Origin of the sequence: Candidatus Mycolicibacterium alkanivorans, assembly GCF_022760805.1 — a bacterium.
GTDB lineage: Bacteria > Actinomycetota > Actinomycetes > Mycobacteriales > Mycobacteriaceae > Mycobacterium > Mycobacterium alkanivorans.
The window spans coordinates 2574468-2593291 of sequence record NZ_JAIVFL010000001.1 but is presented as its reverse complement, the minus strand read 5'-3'; the positions used below and the strand labels follow the sequence as shown (position 1 = coordinate 2593291).

Below are 18824 nucleotides of genomic sequence, written 5' to 3'. Positions count from 1 at the left end.
TGCTGACGGCGACCACGCGCCTGCGGTGTCCTGAACAGGCGGTGAACTCCGCTACGCCAGGTAACGGGTGAACCAGTCCTGGAGGCGCCCCCACGCGTCGGCGGCGGCCGCCGCGTTGTACCGCGGGCCGGTGTCGTTGAAGAACGCGTGATCGGCGTTCGGTTCCACGACGAGCTCGTTGACCAGCCCGGCGCGGTCCAGTGCGGCTCTGGCCGCCGGCTCCGAGGAGGTGACCCGCTGATCGAGAGCGCCGTAGAATCCCAGCACCGCTGCGTTCTTCGATCCGGCGAAGTCCGGGTTGTCCGGCAGCGGGCCGTAGAATGGCACGGCCGCCGACAGTCGCGGCTCGCCGGAGGCCAACAACCGCCACACCAGTCCCCCGCCGAAACAGAATCCGACCGTCGCCACCTTGTGGCCTGGCACTCGGCGCTGCAGTTCGTCAAGACCTGATCTGAGGTCGGCGATGAAGCGGTCCGGTGCGATGCTGCCCAGCGCGGCGGTCGCGGCGGCGGGGTCGGCGAAAGTCGCGGTGCCGCCCTCCTCGGAGAGCAGGTCGATCGCGAGCGCCGAGTAGCCCACACCGGCAAGCCGCCCGGCCACCGATCGAACCCAGTCGTTGAGTCCCTTGTTCTCGTGGATCACCAGCACCGCGCCGCGCGGCGTGGCGGCCGGTGCCCAGCTGCCCAGCAGCGTGCCGCGTGGACCCGCCCAATTGGCCGGTGTCGTCGGCGGTGCGGTCGCCATCGCCGGTGGCGGCGCCGTGGACGCAGTCGGCGATGGCGACGACGATGCCGACGAGGCGGCGGGCGGCGGTCTGTTCGCGCCGCATGCGGCGATCAATGCGGAGGCCGCGGCCCCGCCCACTCCCAGCAGTGCCAGCCGGCGCATTGCCTCGCGGCGGCTGAGCAGTCCGTCGACGTGATCGGTGGCGATCTCTTCTGCGATGTAGCGCTGCAGCGGTGTCACCTTCGCGAGTATGCGCCCGTTGGGTACTCCTGCGCAGTAGTCCGACGTGCCTCACCTCCTACGAGCGCGTGGCCGTGTTCGATGCGACGGGGCTGGCGTAGTCCGGCGTACCGGCGGTGCGGGCATTGCTGCCCGGCGAGGCCACCGGCGGGTAGTTGATGCACCCGTCACTCGGGTTGACCCACAGCGACGGTGTGGCGGCGATCGGTATGCCGAAGTTGTTCATGTGCTGCGGCGGCGTGCAAGCCTGAAACGGGTCCGCCTGTGCCTGTGCGGGTGCACCGAGGGCGCCGACCAGCAGTACCGAAATCATCAATCGCTTCATCGTCCCGACTCTCTGAGCTCTGACCCCCAGTTGAGTGTGCACGCAGGGCGGGATTTCGGCGGAGATTCCGCCCTACGCGCACACCGGACGCGACTACGCTCGACCGACCGCAAGCCAATCCTCGCCGGGGGCGGATATGCGCACGATCATCGTCGCGGCGGCGGTCGCCTCACACACGCTCACCGCTTACCTTCCCGGCGTACTCTGGCCGAACTTCCGGACAGGTAATAAGGTCGAGGAGAACGAATGGCGAAGTCGTCCAAGAACACCACCAACTCCGCGCCGGCAGCCGCCCGGGCTGGCGTGCGCCGTGACGTGCTGCCCATCCCGGACGTGCAGCACGTGGGGCTGACCACCTACGACGCCAAGGATCCCAACACCAGCTATCCGCCGATCAACACGTTGCGCCCGCCTTCGGGCGCCCCCAACGTCCTGATCGTGCTCATCGACGATGTCGGCTTCGCGGCCTCGTCGGCGTTCGGCGGACCGTGCGATACCCCGGTCGCCGAACGCCTCGCCGGAGAAGGTGTGAAGCTCAGCCGCTTCCACACCACCGCGCTGTGCTCGCCCACCCGCCAGGCGCTGCTCACCGGGCGCAACCACCACTCGGTCGGGATGGGTGCGATCACCGAGATGGCGACGTCGGCACCGGGCAACAGCAGCGTCCGGCCCAAGGACAAGGCGCCCATTGCCGAGACGCTTCGGCTCAACGGTTATTCGACGGCGCAGTTCGGTAAGTGTCACGAGGTGCCGGTCTGGGAGGTCTCGCCCGTCGGACCGTTCCACCAGTGGCCCACCGGCTCGGGCTTCGAGTACTTCTACGGATTCATCGGCGGTGAGGCCAACCAGTACTACCCCGGCCTGTTCGAGGGCACCACGCCGGTCGAACCGCCCCGCACACCTCAAGAGGGCTACACGCTGACCCAGGACCTTGCCGACCACGCCGTCACCTGGGTGCGTCAGCAGAAGGCGCTGATGCCTGACAAGCCGTTCTTCATGTACTTCGCGCCGGGTGCCACCCACGCCCCGCACCAGGTGCCCCCGGAGTGGTCGGACAAGTACCGCGGCAAGTTCGACGAGGGCTGGGATGTATTGCGGCAGAAGATCTTCGACCGGCAGAAGAAGCTGGGGGTGATCCCGCAGGATGCCGAACTCACCCGTCGCCACGACGAGATCCCCGCGTGGGACGACATGTCCGATGACCTCAAGCCGGTGCTGGCTCGGCAGATGGAGATCTACGCCGGGTTCTTGGAGCAGACCGACCATGAGATCGGCCGGGTCATCGACGCCCTCGAGGACCTCGGCGCGCTCGAAGACACCTTGGTCTACTACATCATCGGCGACAACGGCGCCTCCGCGGAAGGCACGCCGCAGGGCTGCTTCAACGAGATGACGGTGCTCAACGGGATGGCGGGCATCGAGACCACCGAATTCCTGGTCTCCAAGGTCGACGACTTCGGCACCCCGGACGCTTACAACCACTACGCGGTCGGCTGGGCACACGCGCTGTGCACGCCCTACCAGTGGACCAAGCAGGTGGCCTCACACTGGGGTGGCACACGGAACGGAACGATCGTGCACTGGCCCGCCGGCCTGTCCGACAAGGGCACCTTGCGCAGCCAGTTCCATCACGTCATCGACGTGGCGCCGACCATCCTGGAAGCGGCGGGCATCCCGGCACCGTTGGCCGTCAACGGGATTGCGCAGGCGCCGCTGGAAGGTGTGAGCATGCTGGGAACCCTGCGCGACCCCCAGGCACCGGAGAGCCACCTCGTGCAGTATTTCGAGATCATGGGCAACCGCGGCATCTACCACAACGGCTGGACCGCGGCCACCAAGCACCGCACGCCGTGGAAGGCCGACACGCCCCCTCCATTCGACGATGACGTCTGGGAGCTCTACGGTCCCGACGACTGGACTCAGGCCCTCAACCTGGTATCCGAAAATCCGGAGAAACTGGCTGAGCTGCAACGACTTTGGCTCATCGAGGCGGTCAAGTACGACGTGGTGCCGCTCGACGACCGCTCCTACGAGCGAATCAACCCCGACATCGCCGGGCGCCCGCAGCTCATTCGCGGCAACAGCCAGCTGCTGTTCTCCGGTATGCGGGTCAGCGAGAGCTGCGTGGTGAACATCAAGAACAAGTCGCATCAGGTGACCGCGAACCTCGCGGTCCCAGCCGGCGGGGCGAACGGCGTCATCGTCACCCAGGGCGGTCAGGTGGGGGGCTGGGCCCTCTACGTGCACGACGGACGCCTGAAGTACTGCTACAACTTCTTCGGCATCCAGCACTTCATCATCGCCGCCGACCCGCCACTGCCACCGGGCAGGCATCAGGTGCGGATGGAATTCGCTTATGACGGAGGCGGATTGGCCAAGGGCGGCACCGTCACCCTGTATCACGACGGTGCGGCCGTCGGGTCGGGACGGGTGGAGATCACGATCCCGATGGGCTTCTCCGCGGATGAGGCCTGCGACGTCGGGCGTGACACCGGGTCGCCGGCATCGCCGGATTACGGGCCGGCCGACAACGAGTTCACCGGCACCATCGAGTGGGTGCAGATCGACATCGGCGACGACAGCCACGACCACCTGATCACGCCGCACGACCGACTCAAGCTTGCGATGGGCAAGCAGTGATCAGTCGCGCAACCAGCTAGAGTCCGTGGCTTTCGCGCCGAGTGCGGTTTCGTACGCGGCCGGCGGCGTGTCGCGTACAAAACCGCACACTCACGCACCGACGGCGTTTTCGTTCTGCCCGGTTGCATTGCTGTCGGGACAACTCGGGCTGACCTAGGGTGAGCGCCATGGCGGTTCCGCTCGGCGACACCGAGCCGTATTACGACCTCGGCGACTACCACCGGCCCGTCGACACGCCGTCGCCCCAGGCGCAGCTGTGGTTCGACCGGGGACTGGTGTGGGCGTACGCGTTCAACCACGAGGAGGCGATCCGCTGCTTCGAGCGGGCGCTCGCCCTGGATCCCGGGCTGGCGCTGGCCCGCTGGGGCATCGCCTATGCCATCGGGCCCAACTACAACAAGGCTTGGGACGCGTTCGACCCAGTCGACCTCGCGGCCTCGTTGGCGCGTGCCCGCAGGGAGTTGCAGCTGGCCGCCGACGGCCGCGCCGGCGCTGTCGAACGCGGCCTGATCGCGGCACTGGCCACCCGCTTTCCCGCCGACGACCCCGAGGACTCCGACGCTCTGGCGGCCGGCCACAGCGCCTATGCCGACGCGATGGCCGAGCTGGCCGAGGCCTACCCCGACGACGTCGACGTCCTGGCGCTGGCCGCCGACGCGTTGGTCAACGTCACCGCATGGGCGTTGTGGAACACCGCGACCGGTGAGCCAGCACCGGGGTCCCGGGTGGTGCAGGCCAAGCGGTACCTGGACCACGCGCTGAGCACCGACGTCGGGCGCCGCCATCCCGGCGTGCTGCACCTCTACATCCACGCCATGGAGATGTCGGCGCACCCGGAGGAGGCGCTGCCCGCCGCCGATCTCCTGCGCGGACTGGTCCCCGACGCCGGGCACCTGGAGCACATGCCCTCGCACGTCGACGTGCTGTGCGGCGAGTACCGGTCGTCGGTGTTGGCCAACCAGTCCGCGGTGCGCGCCGATCGGAGGTTCGTCGAACACGAAGGGCCACTGAACTTCTACTCGCTCTACCGCGCCCACGACCTGCACTTCGTGGTCTATTCGGCGATGTTCGCCGGACAGTCGCAGATCGCCCTGCAGGCCGCCGGCAAACTGGCCGGCCAGCTCACTGCAGAACTGCTGTCCATCTCCTCACCGCCGATGGCCGACTGGCTGGAGGCCTTCGCCCCGTTGCGGGTGCACGTGTTGATCCGGTTCGGCCGCTGGGACGAGCTGATCGCAGAACCCCTGCCGGACGACACCGACTTGTACTGCAGCACAACAGCAACCATTCATTACGGCCGGGGTGTTGCGCATGCCGCCAAGGGGCAGGTTGCCCAGGCTGCCGCCGAGCGGGAGGCGTTCACCGAGGCCTACGCCCGCATCCCCGAGTCGCGGTACCTGTTCAACAACACCAGCCGCGACATCCTCGCCGTCGGTGCGGCCATGCTCGACGGCGAGATCAGCTACCGCGAAGGCAACTTCGAACAGGCCTACGCCCATCTGCGGCGCGCGATCGCGCTCGACGACGCGCTGCCCTACGACGAGCCGTGGGGCTGGATGCAGCCCACCCGGCACGCCTATGGCGCACTGCTGCTCGAGCAGAACCACGTAGAGGAGGCGGCCCGAGTCTATGCCGCCGACCTCGGCCTTGACCCGACGTTGAGCCGACCGTGCCAGCACCCGAACAACGTGTGGAGTCTGCACGGCTACCACGAATGCCTGCAGCGGCTGGGCCGCACCGAGGAGGCCGTCATCATCGGCCGGCAACTGGAGTTGGCCAAGGCACGCGCCGACGTTCCGATCCTGGCCTCGTGCGCGTGCCGGCTGGAGGTGTTCGCGAAGGACTGCTGCCACTGACGCCGGATCGGCTGCTGTCGCGCATTCGCCGGCGGCGACGGCCCGCTGCGTAGAGTGAGACAGCGTGGCGCTGACCGATGAGGACATGCGGTGGCTCGGCCGCTGCGCCGAACTCGCCCGCGAGGCTCTGGACGCCGGTGACGGTGATGCCACTGCCCACCCGGAGCTCGCGATTGCTCGCTTGCCGGTGAGCGCCGTCGCCGCACACCTCGTCGCCGATGGGCCGGCCCCGGAGTTGCGCGAGGAGATGATGGCCCTCTACGCCGCGAGGTTTCGTCCGTGAGCGCGCCGGCGTGGGTGAAACACGCGATCTGGTGGCACATCTATCCGCTGGGCTTCGTCGGCGCCTTCCCCACCCAGGACCCCCCCGGGCCCCGCGAGCGCCGGTTGGGTCGCATCGTCGACTGGCTCGACCACGCCGTGGAACTCGGCACGTCGGGCATTGCGCTGGGGCCCATCTTCGCATCGCGAACCCACGGCTACGACACCACCGACCACTACCGGATCGACCCGCGCCTGGGTGAGGACACCGACTTCGACCGGCTGGTCGAGGAAGTCCACAAGCGCGGACTGCGAGTGCTGCTCGACGGTGTGTTCAACCACGTCGGAACGGATTTCGAACGCTACCGGCAGGCGGTGGACGGCGACGCCGGCGCCGCGGCCTGGTTCCGCGGCCGCCAGGGCCGGTTCCACACGTTCGAAGGCCACCGGGAGCTCATCACGCTCAACCACGCCAGCCCGGTGGTCGCCGACTACGTTGTGGACGTCATGAGGCACTGGCTTGACCGCGGCGCCGACGGCTGGCGGCTCGACGCCGCTTACGCGGTGCCCGAAGCGTTTTGGGCCCAGGTGCTGCCGCGGGTCCGTCAGGACCATCCCGAAGCGTGGTTCGTCGCCGAAGTCATCCACGGTGACTACGTCGGGTTCGTCGAGGGATCCGGCGTCGACTCGGTGACCCAGTACGAGTTGTGGAAGGCGGTGTGGAGCAGCCTCAACGACGGCAACTTCCACGAGCTGGACTGGGCACTGCAGCGCCACAACGGCTTCCTGAGCCGGTTCGCACCGCAGACCTTCGTCGGCAATCACGACGTCACCCGCATCGCCAGCCGGCTGGACCGCTCCGAGCATCTGGCCCACGCCCTGGTGTTGCTGTTCACCACCGGCGGGGTTCCGACCGTCTACGCCGGCGACGAACTCGGCTATCGCGGGGTCAAGGAGGAACGGGTCGGCGGCGACGACGCGGTGCGCCCCGAATTCGGCTCGCCCCCAGCATCTCTCGACGACACCGGTCGCGAAGTGCTCACCCTGCACCAGTATCTGATCGGGCTGCGCCGCAGGAACCCCTGGCTGCACGAGGCGACGACCACCGCGTTGCACCTGCAGAACAAGGGCTACGCCTACCGGACGGCACACGGTGACGATGCCTTGATCGTCGCCCTCAACATCGACGAAGAGCCGATGCCGCTGCCCATCGCCGAACTGACCGGAAGCCGCGCCCGGCTCATCGGCGGTACCGCGGCCCCGCCCGACGATGTCGTCGACGAGGTGGTCGTGCCCGCGCAGGGCTGGCTGGTGCTGCGGCCGGAGTGAGCTGGAGCAGCTCCAGGGTCCGCGGATCCTGCCAGGTAGGCGCACGCCTCGTCCAGCGATCCGATGCCGAAAGCCTTTGCCGTGGAGCGGCTTCTCAGTTCACTCGGTCGCCCAGAGTGCCGAACCAGGGTCAACCGGCCGTTGCTGGAGCGTGACCGTCCCGCAATCGACTGCCCCTCGGCAGGACGGCCGCGCGGCAGTATCTGCCCACGTCAGGACCATCGGTTCCGATCACGACCGAGGTGAAAGTGACCGGTGGGACAAAGAACCTGAGTCCGGCGCGTCTCCTGATCGTTAGCTAACCGCGACTTGGCGCACCGCTTCGCGTACCGAATTCAGCCTTCGCCGCGTGTTTAGCTACCCGCGCAGAACAACTTGACCGCTAACCGAATACGTACTGAAAGGTGATGGTTGTCGTCATGAAGATCGTCGAGATGATGCGAGGCACTCGGTTGCGCCGCCTGGCCGCAGCCTTCGTGGCCGCACTCTTCCTGCCCGGCCTGATCGGCGTTGTCGGCGGTTCGGCGACAGCGGCCGCCTTCTCCAAGCCCGGCCTCCCCGTGCTCTACCTGGATGTCCCGTCGGCGTCGATGGGCCGCAACATCCGTATCCAGTTCCAGGGCGGCGGACCGCATGCGGTCTTCTTGCTGGACGGCCTTCGCGCCCAGGACGACTACAGCGGCTGGGACATCAACACCCCGGCCTTCGAGTGGTTCTACAACTCGGGTCTGTCGGCAGTCATGCCCGTCGGTGGGCAGTCCAGCTTCTACACCGACTGGTATCAGCCGTCGCAGGGCAACGGCCAGAACTACACCTACAAGTGGGAAACGTTCATGAACCAGGAGCTGCCGGCCTACCTGGCAGCCAACTACGGCATCAATCCGAACGGCAACGCGGTCGTCGGTATCTCGATGGCCGGCAGCGCGGGATTGACCTACTCGATCTACTACCCGCAGAAGTACATCTACGCCGCATCGCTGTCGGGCTTCCTCAACCCCTCCGAGGGCTGGTGGCCGATGCTGATCGGTCTGGCGATGAACGATGCGGGCGGATTCAACGCGCAGAGCATGTGGGGCCCCTCGTCCGACCCGGCATGGCGGCGCAACGACCCGATGATCAACATCAACCAGTTGGTCGCCAACAACACCCGGATCTGGATCTACTGCGGCACCGGTACGCCGTCGGAGCTGGACACCTCCGGTGGTGGCGGCAACCTGATGGCCGCCCAGTTCCTGGAGGGCTTCACCCTGCGGACCAACAAGACCTTCATGGGCAACTACCTGGCGGCCGGCGGACGCAACGGCGTCTTCAACTTCCCGGCCAACGGCACCCACAGCTGGGGCTACTGGGGACAGCAGCTTCAGTCGATGATCCCGGATCTGCAGCGGGTTCTGGGGGCCACCCCGACCGCGGGCTGACCCGGTCACACCTCACAGCGAGCCTGTCGCCACCCGGCGGCAGGCTCGCTGCTTTGTACGCTCGGCCGAACGTCACACCAGCGTGATGGCGAACGCCGAGCGGTGCGCCAGGGTGACGCTCGGCGCAGCTCTCAGCGGCAGTTCGAGCGGATGCTGGCCAAGGCGATGCGCAAGGTGACCACCAAGCTGGACCGCCGCATCCACGTGCACGTGCCCGCGGGCGCGGTCCCCAAGCTGCTGGCGGCCCAGCGTGCCGGACTGTCAACGGTTTTCATCCCGCGGCGCAACGAGCCCGATCGGGACGACGTTCCGGCCGAGGTGCTCGAGGCGCTGGAGGTCAAGCCGATGACCGATGTGGCCACATCGTGGCCCAGGCTCTGGAGGCGGTCACCACCGCGGCCTGACAGCCCACCACCGCGAGCAGACGCAGAGTCGCATCAACCACCGGTGAAGCACGCGACTCTGCGTCTGCTCGGCGTCTGGACACCGTTGCGTGGCGAAGCCGTTAAGGTGAACGCGCACAAGGGGATGCGAAAGGCGGTGGGATTCGAGCATGCTGAGTACCGACCAGCGTTCGGCGCTCCCCGACCGTGAACTACAGCGGCTCATCGGCCAGTGGAGCAGGGTCCGGATCGGCACCTCGGGGTGGTCTTATGACCATTGGGACGGCGTGCTGTACCGCCCGGGTCTTCCGGCGGCCAAACGGCTGGCCCGCTATGTGGAGGTCTTCGACACCGTCGAGCTCAACGCCAGCTTCTACCGCTGGCCGCGCGACGTCACCTTCGAAGGCTGGCGCACCCGGCTGCCGGAGGGTTTCACGATGTCGGTCAAGGTCCATCGCGGCCTGAGCCACTTTCGCCGGCTGTCATCGCCGGAGCCGTGGGCCGACCGTATCGAGCGCTGCCAGCGCGCGCTCGGCGACAAGCGCGAAGCCGTACTGGTCCAGCTGCATCCGGACCTGCAGCGCGACGACGCCCGCCTCGATCACTTCCTCAGCGTGGTACCCGACTGGATCCGCGTTGCGGTCGAGATGCGCCACCCGTCGTGGCATGATCCGCACGTCTACGAGGTACTCGAGCGCCACCGCGCTGCCTACGTGGTGACCAGCGGCCCCGGCATGGGCTGTAACCTCTGTGCCACAACGGATTTCGTCTACGTTCGGATGCACGGGCCGGATACGGCTGCGATCTACGCGGGCTGCTACACTGGCGAGGACCTGCGGTGGTGGGCCGACCGGGTCCGGGAGTGGCAGGACCAGGGTCGGCGGGTGCTGGTGTATTTCAACAACGACGGCAGCGGCCATGCGGTACGCAACGCACTGGACCTGCGCGACCTGCTGGCGTGAGCTCAGGTCAGGAGTTGAGCAGCTGGTCCTTCGCCCTCGCGAACTCGCAGGCCTGCGACTGAGCGGCACACCAGGGCGTCGGCCTGCCTGCCGACGGGTGCTGCGATCCGGACGATCAGGTTGGGCGCCCGCCCGGTGAGCACCAGATCGTCGGCCTGCTCCCAGACGCGGGGTTCCAGCAACGACAGCGACGGGAAGACCACCCTGGCGCCGCCGCGGGCGGCGGCAGCGCGACAAACGTCGACAGCATCCGGCCCGCCTAAGCCATGGCCGGCAAGGGGTGAACGCCTTGACCTAACCTAACGCCGATTTTCGCGGAGCGGTGATTATCTGATCGTGGGTTCGCGCAGATCGTAGCTGATGGCGTCGCCAGGTTTGGATGGGTTGCGTAGCAAGGCGATTCGGTGCGCGGCGATGTGATCGCGGCGCGACATAGTGAAGGCATCTCGCTGACTGGTCAGTTAATACGCGTCTGGCACTGAGCCCATCCGGTCGAAGGACCCGAATGTCAACCGACGGCAACTGGAACTACATTGCTGCTATTACAAGGGTTTTAGCGCGATCAACCGCCGAGTGAGGCGACACGCGTTCAGAGGTCCTTGATCGCCGTGACCGAGCACGGTTGACTATCGGTATCAACCAGTCAGCGAATACCCCGCAAGCAGCCCGGGTGGGTGGCGAGTTCTTCGCCGTCCCCGCCGTGGGCCCGCAGACCCGCTACGAGGCATTGCGGGCCTATCTGCTCGACGGCGAACCCGCCGCGGCCGTAGCCGAGCGGTTCGGCTACACCACCGCCGGGCTGCACTCGGCGGTGGCCGACTTCCGCGCCGGGGCGAAGAACTTCTTCCTCGACGCCCGTCCCGGCCCCAAGACCGCACCCGGCAAAGACGCCGCCCGGACCCGGATCATCGCCCTGCGCGCGCAGGGGTACTCCATCGATGAGATCGCCGCCGAGCTGGCCGCCGAGGGCATCGGGTTGAACCGCACCGGGATCAGCGAGGTCATCAACGAGGCCGGCCTACCCCGGATCTGGCGCCGGCCCGACGCCGCCCGCGGCGGCCCCCGGCGCCAAGACCTGCCCCGGGCCCGCGCACTGGCCGCCGACGACTACCCGCAGCTGCCCACCGACGCGCCCACCCGGATGGCCGGGCTGCTGCTCGTGCTGCCCGACCTGCTCGCCGTGGACCTGCCCGCACTGGTCACCGCCGCCGGCTACCCCGGCACCCGCGACATCCCCGCGATCAACTACCTGCTCGCTCTGCTGGCGGTCAAGCTCACCGGCACCCGCCGTGTCTCCCACGTGCACGATCTGGCCGCCGACCCCGGCGCCGCGCTGTTCACCGGGCTCACCGCCCTGCCCAAGACGACCGCGCTGACCACGTACTCCTACCGCCTGCAACACGCCGCAGAAGAAGTTCCTGACCGCGTTGGACAAGGCTTCCGTCGCCGCGGGCCTGGCCACCGGCGAGGTGCTGAACCTGGACTTCCATGCCGTCATGCACTGGGGTGAGGACGCCGCGCCGGAAAAACACTACGTGCCCTCACGCTCGCAACGCACCCGCAGCGTGTTGACCTTCTTCGCCGAAGACGCCGACTCCCACGCCCTGCTCTACGCCAACGCCGACCTCGTCAAAGCCACCCAGAACAACGAGGTCCTCGACTTCGCCGAGCACTGGAAAACCGTCACCGGCACCCACCCCGCCCTGCTCGTCATGGACTCCAAGGTCACCACCCAAACCCAGCTCGGCGAACTGACCCAGCGCGGCATCGGCTTCATCACCCTGCGCGCCCGCACCCCCAAACTCACCGCCCACCTGCACGCGCTGCCCACCAGCGCCTGGACGAAGCTGACCGTGGCCCGCGCCGGCGGCCGAACGCGCCGCGTCCAGATGATCGAAGACCCCGCCGCGAAACTATCGACCTACCCCGGCACGCTGCGTCAACTCGCCGTCGCCGGCCCGGGCCACGACGAGCCCACCATCCTGATCACCAACCAGCACTCGATGCCCGCCAAACAGGTCATCGAGACCTACTCCCGCAGAATGAACATCGAACAACGCCTCGCCGAAGCGATCCGCTCCTTCCACCTGACTCCTCACCGGAGCCGTCCCCCTCAACATCGACCTCGACGTCGTGCTCACCGTCCTTGCCCACACCCTTTGCGCCGCCCCTGCGCCGCCGCATCCCCGGCTACGCAACCGCCACCCCCGACACCCTGCAACGCCGGTTCCTGTCCACCGGCGGGCACATCCTCAACCACGGCAACCAGATCGTGGTCCGCCTCGACCGGCGCACCTACTCACCCGTACTGCGCCAAGCCAACCTGCCCACCACCTCCGTCCCCTGGCTCGGCGGCCGCACCGTGCGCTACGAGTTCGCATGAGCAGGCATCAAAATGAGGGTCAATTCGCTGAGTGAAAATCGGCGCTAACCTCGATTTTGCGTGCGAATTGGTCGGAGTGCGGTTCGGGGTCGGCTGGGGCTGTTCGGGCGCGGTTTCGGTGGGTGGGTGTGACGGTTTGGCCGGTGTCGCTCGGTGTGGCGGGCTTTCCAGGGCCGGTGGGTCTTTCGGGTCGTGGTGGACGTGTGGTGCGGTGGTCAACCGAAGGCAGTGCGCAGACGCTGCCATGCGGTGGCGATGGCGTGGGCCCAGCGCCATGTGGCGTCGATGCGCAGGTGGGTGCGTCGGGCGGCGCGGGTGATGCGGGCGGCGACGTGCAGGACGCGGTAGCGGAAGGTGTCGATCTCGCAGCCGGCGATGTCGGGCTGGTCGGCGAAGCCGATGAGTTTGGTCCAGGCCACGAGATCGGTTGCGGTGAGGATGATTTCGAGCCAGGCAGCGTTGGCATCGAAGCCGTGGCAGGGCAGGTTGCGCAGCCCGGTGGTTTTGGCCTCGCGGATGCGGTCCTCGACGCGGGCGTGTTGGCGATGCCGCAGCTCCAGGCCGGCGAGTTGCCCGTCGACGACGCCGTTGGGTGTGTCGGTGATGAAGGCGGTGACCCGCATCCCGTCGGCGTCGGTGAACCGCAGCTGCGCGCCGGGGTGGGGGCGTTCCCTGCGCAGGATCAGCCGGGTGCCCTCGGGACTCTTTGCTCATCTCGACCAGGCCGGTGGCCTCGGCGACCCAGGCGCCGTCGCGGATCGCGCCGCTGGAGTCGATCGCCGGATACCAGGCCTCGGCGAGGTTGAGGGTGTCGACCGCGTCGCGCACGCGGGCGTCGACGGCGAACCCGAACGAGAACCCCACCCCTTGCCTGCGGCATTCGGCGGCGAACTTGTGCGTGGCACCGGCGGAATCCGACCGCACCAGGATCTTGTGGGCGGTGGGATCGTGCGGGTCGGGTCGGTAGGCGGCCGGCAGCGATTCCAGCGCCCAGCCCAACACGGTGATGTGATCGGCGGCGGTGTTGCTGCCGGCGTTGCCCGCTCGCAGCAGCCCGGCCAGCGCTTCGCCGCCGGCGACCTCGGGGCGGTCCAGGAACGCCAGCAGCGGGTGGTGACCGTAGGTCTTCTTCCAGGTCGCGGCCGCGTTCTCCTTGTTGTCGGAATGGTCGATGGTGATGGTGGCGTCGAGGTCGATGTGCAGCCACCTGCCAGCGGCCGGCGCAGCCCCGGCAGCCCACGCCGCCGCCCGCGCATCGCAGCGCGCCGCCCGGATCGCCGGCAGGTGCGCGGCGTCGATCCGCTCGTCGACCAGCCGCCACATCGTGGTCGTCGAGGCGGCCGGACCGAACACGTGCTCACGGTCCCCGCACAACTGCCCGACCCCGTCGATGCAGGTCGCGCCGTCAGCGACCGCCGCGGCGAGATCGGCGAACACCGCCCCCGGCGGGTAGATCCACGGGCCCCGATAGGTGTCGGCCAACGCCGCGGTGACCCCCGCCGACAGCCCGGACAGATCCGCCAGTTCCCGCAGCATCCCCACCCCGGCGTGAGACACGACGCCATGACCATCCGCGGACACTTTCACTCGGGAAACCGCTGCGCTACTCTTCACCTGCGAAGTGCCTTCCAGCCAGGCTAATGGAACCGTTAAGAAGTCCTATTATTCCTTGCAGGACAGGCACTTTCGCGTATCAACACACTCCACCCGGGGCATTGCGCGAAAAATCGAGGCTAAGGCGCGGCGCGATAACGACCCGGGGTGGTGCCGAGATACTTGTTGAATACGCGTGTCATGTGACTTTGGTCGGCAAACCCGCAGCGTGTCGCGATGTCTGGCAGCGCAGCGGAGGTCCGGGTGAGCATCGTCTTGGCCTGCTCGACGCGCTGGAGAAGCACGAACTCGTGCGGACTGGCGCCGGTAGACCGTCGGAAGCGGCGAGCGAAGTGGTAACGGCTGAGCGACACCGATGCGGCGAGGTCGTCGAGCGTGATGACCTCGCCGAGGTGAGCGCGTACGTAGTCGGCAACGGTGCGCTGTTGGGTGAAAGTGAGGCCGTCGTGACTGGCTGACTCGCGGAAGAGCACGTTGGCGTGGCGGCGCAGGATGTGCACGCTGAGTTGCACCGACAGCGAGTCGACCAGCAGTCGGCTACCGGTGCCGCCTTGGGCGGCCTCATTGGCGATGGCCATCGAGGTGCGGTGGATGGCGGGATCGTCGGCCCTGACCTCGTCGCGCAGTTCGACGTCTTCGACGTCGCGTTCGTACATCTGGCGGCAGGTGGCGGCGAGTTCGTCGCGGGTGAGATAGACGTGGACCACCTCGATGTCGCTGGGCCAGACCCAGTGGGATGCGGCCGCACGAGTCAGCAGCGAGACATCGCCGGGATGCAGCATCTCCTCGACCCATGCGCCGTCCACACGGCGGCGCATCGCAGTGGTACCGCGGCGGTAGGCGACAATCAGGAAGTCCCGCATCGGCGGCACCCTCACGTCCGAGCTGCGGTACCGGTAGCCCCGCACCGCAAGGCCTCGCCAGGTATCCGGGTTGTGCACAGTCAGCTGTCCGGGCACCCAGGTCGGAAGCTGCTCCGGCAAAATCAAACTCTTTGCCATCGCCATCCCTCCTGATCACGGCGAGCGCGGCCGACCCGCTGGACGCAGAAACCAGGATAGTACGACGTGAGCTATCTCACAGGGAACATCGCCTCGATCGGTCGTCGGCTAACCCACCCGGCCAGGTTGCGCACGTCTGTTCTACGAATCCACCCGAATGTTCAAGATTTGGCCGTCGCCGACTTGTCACGCTCTGTCCCATAGGCTGGATTTCTGTGACGAAGCGCACAGGGACCCGCTTCGGACGTGATGGTGGAGTCGGGCCACCGGCTAAGGAGGGCGAGGATGACCGCAGTCGCACCAGATACCCGGGGGCAACGCGCGGGTGTGGACGTCGATGTCGACGCGATCGTCATCGGGGCCGGATTTTCCGGGGTGTACATGCTGCACCGGCTGCGTAACATGCTGGGGTTGTCGGTGCGGGTGCTGGAGACCGGCGACGGGGTCGGCGGAACCTGGTATTGGAACCGCTACCCGGGGGCGCGTTGTGACTCGGAAAGCTACGTCTACTGTTACATGTTCGACAAAGAGTTGTGGCAACAGTGGGAGTACAGCGAGCGCTACCCCGAGCAAGACGAGATCCGTGCCTACATCGAGCATGTCGCCGAACGGTTCGACCTGTATCGCGACATCCAGTTCAACACCAGGGTCACCGCGGCGACGTTCGATGAGGCCAACGGCACCTGGACGGTGAGCACGCAAAACGGTGACCGTCTCACCGCGCGGTTCGTGATCGCCGCCGTCGGCACGCTCTCGGTGTCCAATACTCCGAAGTTCCCGGGCATCGGCTCCTTCGCCGGCGAGACGTATCACACCGGGTGCTGGCCGCACCGGCCGGTCCACTTCGTCGGCAAGCGGGTGGCCGTCATCGGCACCGGCGCCAGCGCCATCCAGGCCATCCCGCGTATCGCTCAGGAAGCCTCCGAGCTGACGGTGTTTCAGCGCACTGCCGGCTACACGCTCCCGGCTAATCATGGTCCGGTGCCCGAGGTGGTCAAACGGGCCCGCAAGGCCGACTACGAGGGGATCAAGCGGCGGATCAGCGAGTCCGCCGCCGGGTTCGAACTCTCCTTCCTGGAGAAGGGGGCTGCCGAGTCAACCCAGGAGGAGGTCAACGCCGAACTGAAAACCCGGTACAACCAGGGCGGATTCGGAATCTGGCTCGGCGGCTACCTCGACCAATTCTTCACCCAAGACGCCAACGCCAAGATTCGCAAGTTCCTGGAGGACCGGATCCGGGAAAGGGTCAACGACCCGGCCACCGCGGAGTTGCTAGTCCCGAAGGGCTACCCGTTCGGCGTCAAACGGGTTCCGCTGGAATCTCATTACTATGAGACCTTCAATCTGCCGCACGTACACCTGGTCGACGTGAAGTCCAACCCGATCGCTGCAATCACCCCGACCGGGCTGCGGTTGTCCGATGGCACCGACTACGAATTCGACACGATCGTCTATGCCACCGGCTTCGACGCGCTCACTGCGCCGTTCACCAATATCGATTTCCGGGGCCGCGGCGGCCGGCGGCTCGAAGAAAAGTGGGCGGAAGGCCCGCGCACCTATCTGGGCCTGATGAGCGCCGGATTCCCCAATCTGTTCACCATCACCGGCCCGCAAAGCCCGTCGGTGCTGTCGAACATGACGGTCTCCATCGAGCAGCACGTCGAGTTGGTCTCCCGCATCATTGCCGACATGGCCGACCGGGGCGCCGATACCGTCGAAGCCACCCGCGAGGCCGAGGACGCCTGGGTAGCCCACAACCAGGAGGTGGCCGAAGCCACCCTGTTCCCCACCGCCGCAACCTGGTACATGGGCGCCAACATCCCCGGCAAGCCCCGCGTTTTTCTGCCCAACCTCGACTTCGTCGGGCCCTACCGGGCCAAATGCGATGAGATCGTCAACAACGGCTACGAGGGCTTCGTCTTCGACGCCACCATCACCCAGGAGGTCGTCGCGTGATCGACAATCCGTTCTACAGCCACGAGTTCCACGGCGACTACGACCTTTTCAGCGTTGGGGCGCTCGACCTCGAAGACGGCGGCACGATCCCAGATTGCCGCCTCGCGGTAGCCACCTTCGGCCAACTCAACGCCGCCAAGGACAACGCCATCCTGATCACGACCTGGTATTCGGGCACCCACCAGACCTGGCGTGACATCTACATCGGCCCCGATCATGCGCTCAACCCCGAGCGATACTTCATCGTCTGCGTCAACCAGATCGGCTCGGGTCTGTCGACCTCGCCGCACAACGCCGACGGGGTCAACGCCGGCATCGCCATGTCGAAGTTCCCGCACGTGCGCATCGGCGACAACGTAGTCGCCCAGGAGCGGTTGTTGCGCGAGCACTTCGGCATCGATCGGCTCGCCTTGGTGCTCGGCGGGTCGATGGGCGCCCAGCAAACCTACGAGTGGGCCGTGCGGTTCCCCGACAAGGTGTTGCGCGCCGCGCCCATCGCCGGCACGGCGCAAAATACGCCGGGCGACTTCCTGATCGCCCAGATCATGCGGGAGGCCACCCAGTCCGACCCTGGTTGGGCTGGCGGGGAGTACCGTTCCAACGCCGACGTGTTCAACGGTCTCGTCCGAGAAGCGCACATCTGGGGTGTGGTCGGTCTGTCCACCGAGTTCTGGAAACAAGAGGTGTGGCGGGTGCTGGAATTCGAGACCAAGGACGCCTTCTTGACCGGGTTCCTGGAGCCCTACTTCACCGCTATGGACCCTAACGACCTGCTCACCCAGTCCTGGGCCTGGCAGCGCGGCGACGTCGCCCGCCACACCGGCGGTGATCTGGCGGCCGCCCTCGAGCGGATTACCGCCAAAACCTTCGTCATGCCCATCGACGAGGACCAACTGTTCCCGGTCCGTGACTGCCGAGCCGAACAGGAGTTGATCAAGAACAGCGAACTTCGGGTTGTCGAAGACGTGCTTGGCCACCTGGCCCTGTTCGGCATCGCTCCCACCTATATGCCCCAAATCGACCGGCACCTCGGTGATCTGCTCGCCACCGATGCTTGAGAGCGACGATCCGGTCGTCCCGGCCGTCAACGCCGCGATCGTGCAGCGGTTCCTGCCGCGATCGGCATCGCAACTGCATCCCGGCGAACGCCTCGAGGTGTGCTCACCGCCGCTGCCCGGTTCGGGCCGCTGATCGCGCAAAAACAGGGCCGCTGCGGCACTCCGGAGGAGGTCGCGGCCGTCGCCGTGTTCTTCGCCAGCGATCAGTCGTCCCGGGGCAAATGGCGCGCCCGGTTCGTCGACAGACGCCTCGACGGGCTGATCGACGAGCCGCGTCCCGGTCGCCCGCCGTCGATCCTGTTGGACAAGGTCGGAGAGGTGATCGTGGCGACGCTGGAGCACAAGCCGGCCGACGCGACACACTGGTCGCGGGCCTCGATGGCCAAACGCAGCGGGCTGTCGCCCTCGACGATCGGGCGGATCTGGCGCCGCTTCGAGCTCAAACCGCATCTGGTCGACGGGTTCAAACTGTCCACCGATCCACTGTTCGTCGACAAGGTCGTCGACGTCGTCGGCCTCTACCACAATCCGCCGGAGATGGCCGTCGTGCACTGGATCGTTCCCAACCGGTGCTGCCGATGATGCCGGGCATGCCCGAGCGGCGCACTCACTACGACGCCCGTCGCAGCGTCATCGACCGGACAGCTGACACTCGGTGTCGAGTTCATCCGC

16 protein-coding genes and 2 pseudogenes are annotated in these 18824 nt (G+C 67.1%); 13 read left to right on the top strand and 5 right to left on the bottom strand.

The window, feature by feature from the left end; translation table 11 throughout:
• Window positions 1-51: 51 nt before the first annotated feature.
• Window positions 52-966 (bottom strand): dienelactone hydrolase family protein, encoded by a 915-nt coding sequence (locus tag K9U37_RS12835; protein ID WP_243072012.1) that lies wholly within the window; start codon window positions 964-966, stop codon window positions 52-54.
• A 58-nt stretch (window positions 967-1024) separates the two neighbouring features.
• Window positions 1025-1291, bottom strand: a complete 267-nt coding sequence (locus tag K9U37_RS12830) for a hypothetical protein (protein WP_243072011.1) — start codon at window positions 1289-1291, stop codon at window positions 1025-1027.
• A gap of 246 nt (window positions 1292-1537) precedes the next feature.
• Between K9U37_RS12830 and K9U37_RS12825 the strand changes: the two genes are divergently transcribed.
• The 7 genes and pseudogenes from K9U37_RS12825 to K9U37_RS12795 all read left to right on the top strand — a co-directional run bounded on the left by K9U37_RS12825 (window position 1538) and on the right by K9U37_RS12795 (window position 10140).
• Window positions 1538-3931 (top strand): arylsulfatase, encoded by a 2394-nt coding sequence (locus K9U37_RS12825; protein WP_243072010.1) that lies wholly within the window; start codon window positions 1538-1540, stop codon window positions 3929-3931.
• A gap of 167 nt (window positions 3932-4098) precedes the next feature.
• Entirely contained in the window at window positions 4099-5787 is a 1689-nt protein-coding gene (locus K9U37_RS12820; protein ID WP_243072009.1) for a tetratricopeptide repeat protein, read from the top strand.
• A gap of 64 nt (window positions 5788-5851) precedes the next feature.
• Window positions 5852-6070, top strand: a complete 219-nt coding sequence (locus K9U37_RS12815) for a hypothetical protein (RefSeq protein ID WP_243072008.1) — start codon at window positions 5852-5854, stop codon at window positions 6068-6070.
• Window positions 6067-7377 (top strand): alpha-amylase family protein, encoded by a 1311-nt coding sequence (locus K9U37_RS12810; protein WP_243072007.1) that lies wholly within the window; start codon window positions 6067-6069, stop codon window positions 7375-7377. Before K9U37_RS12815 ends, K9U37_RS12810 begins: the two co-directional genes overlap by 4 nt.
• Before the next feature lie 419 nt (window positions 7378-7796).
• A complete protein-coding gene (locus tag K9U37_RS12805; RefSeq protein ID WP_243073360.1) occupies window positions 7797-8795 on the top strand; it encodes an esterase family protein in 999 nt (332 codons plus the stop codon).
• Window positions 8796-8981: 186 nt separating this feature from the next.
• A pseudogene (locus K9U37_RS12800) lies at window positions 8982-9199 on the top strand (S16 family serine protease); the annotation flags it as partial.
• 149 nt (window positions 9200-9348) lie between these two features.
• On the top strand, window positions 9349-10140 hold the full coding sequence (locus K9U37_RS12795) for a DUF72 domain-containing protein (RefSeq protein ID WP_243072006.1): 792 nt from the start codon (window positions 9349-9351) through the stop codon (window positions 10138-10140).
• 2 nt (window positions 10141-10142) lie between these two features.
• On the opposite strand, the gene K9U37_RS12790 is transcribed toward K9U37_RS12795, so the two are convergent.
• Window positions 10143-10343: a hypothetical protein gene (locus K9U37_RS12790; protein ID WP_243072005.1), complete on the bottom strand. Its 201-nt coding sequence runs from the start codon at window positions 10341-10343 to the stop codon at window positions 10143-10145.
• 419 nt (window positions 10344-10762) lie between these two features.
• On the opposite strand from K9U37_RS12790, the gene K9U37_RS12785 reads away from it, so the two are divergent.
• Together K9U37_RS12785 and K9U37_RS12780 are read left to right on the top strand one after the other, a co-directional pair.
• Window positions 10763-11650: a COG3415 family protein gene (locus K9U37_RS12785; protein WP_243072004.1), complete on the top strand. Its 888-nt coding sequence runs from the start codon at window positions 10763-10765 to the stop codon at window positions 11648-11650.
• Complete coding sequence (locus K9U37_RS12780) at window positions 11568-12539, top strand: hypothetical protein (protein WP_243072003.1); 972 nt, start codon at window positions 11568-11570, stop codon at window positions 12537-12539. Before K9U37_RS12785 ends, K9U37_RS12780 begins: the two co-directional genes overlap by 83 nt.
• 199 nt (window positions 12540-12738) lie before the next feature.
• Here the strand turns inward: K9U37_RS12780 and K9U37_RS12775 are convergent.
• Window positions 12739-14137, bottom strand: a pseudogene (locus tag K9U37_RS12775) (IS1380 family transposase).
• Between the two features lie 119 nt (window positions 14138-14256).
• Complete coding sequence (locus K9U37_RS12770) at window positions 14257-15138, bottom strand: AraC family transcriptional regulator (RefSeq protein ID WP_243072002.1); 882 nt, start codon at window positions 15136-15138, stop codon at window positions 14257-14259.
• 285 nt (window positions 15139-15423) lie between these two features.
• Between K9U37_RS12770 and K9U37_RS12765 the strand changes: the two genes are divergently transcribed.
• The 4 genes from K9U37_RS12765 to K9U37_RS12750 are packed head-to-tail and all read left to right on the top strand — an operon-like array spanning window position 15424 to window position 18734.
• Window positions 15424-17094 carry a flavin-containing monooxygenase gene (locus tag K9U37_RS12765; RefSeq protein WP_243072001.1) on the top strand — a complete coding sequence of 557 codons (1671 nt, stop codon included), beginning with the start codon at window positions 15424-15426 and terminating at the stop codon, window positions 17092-17094.
• Window positions 17091-18152 carry an alpha/beta fold hydrolase gene (locus K9U37_RS12760; protein WP_243072000.1) on the top strand — a complete coding sequence of 354 codons (1062 nt, stop codon included), beginning with the start codon at window positions 17091-17093 and terminating at the stop codon, window positions 18150-18152. The genes K9U37_RS12765 and K9U37_RS12760 overlap by 4 nt, the downstream gene beginning before the upstream one ends.
• Entirely contained in the window at window positions 18145-18285 is a 141-nt protein-coding gene (locus K9U37_RS12755; protein ID WP_243071999.1) for a hypothetical protein, read from the top strand. The genes K9U37_RS12760 and K9U37_RS12755 overlap by 8 nt, the downstream gene beginning before the upstream one ends.
• On the top strand, window positions 18252-18734 hold the full coding sequence (locus tag K9U37_RS12750) for a helix-turn-helix domain-containing protein (protein WP_372489510.1): 483 nt from the start codon (window positions 18252-18254) through the stop codon (window positions 18732-18734). Before K9U37_RS12755 ends, K9U37_RS12750 begins: the two co-directional genes overlap by 34 nt.
• Window positions 18735-18824 lie beyond the last annotated feature (90 nt).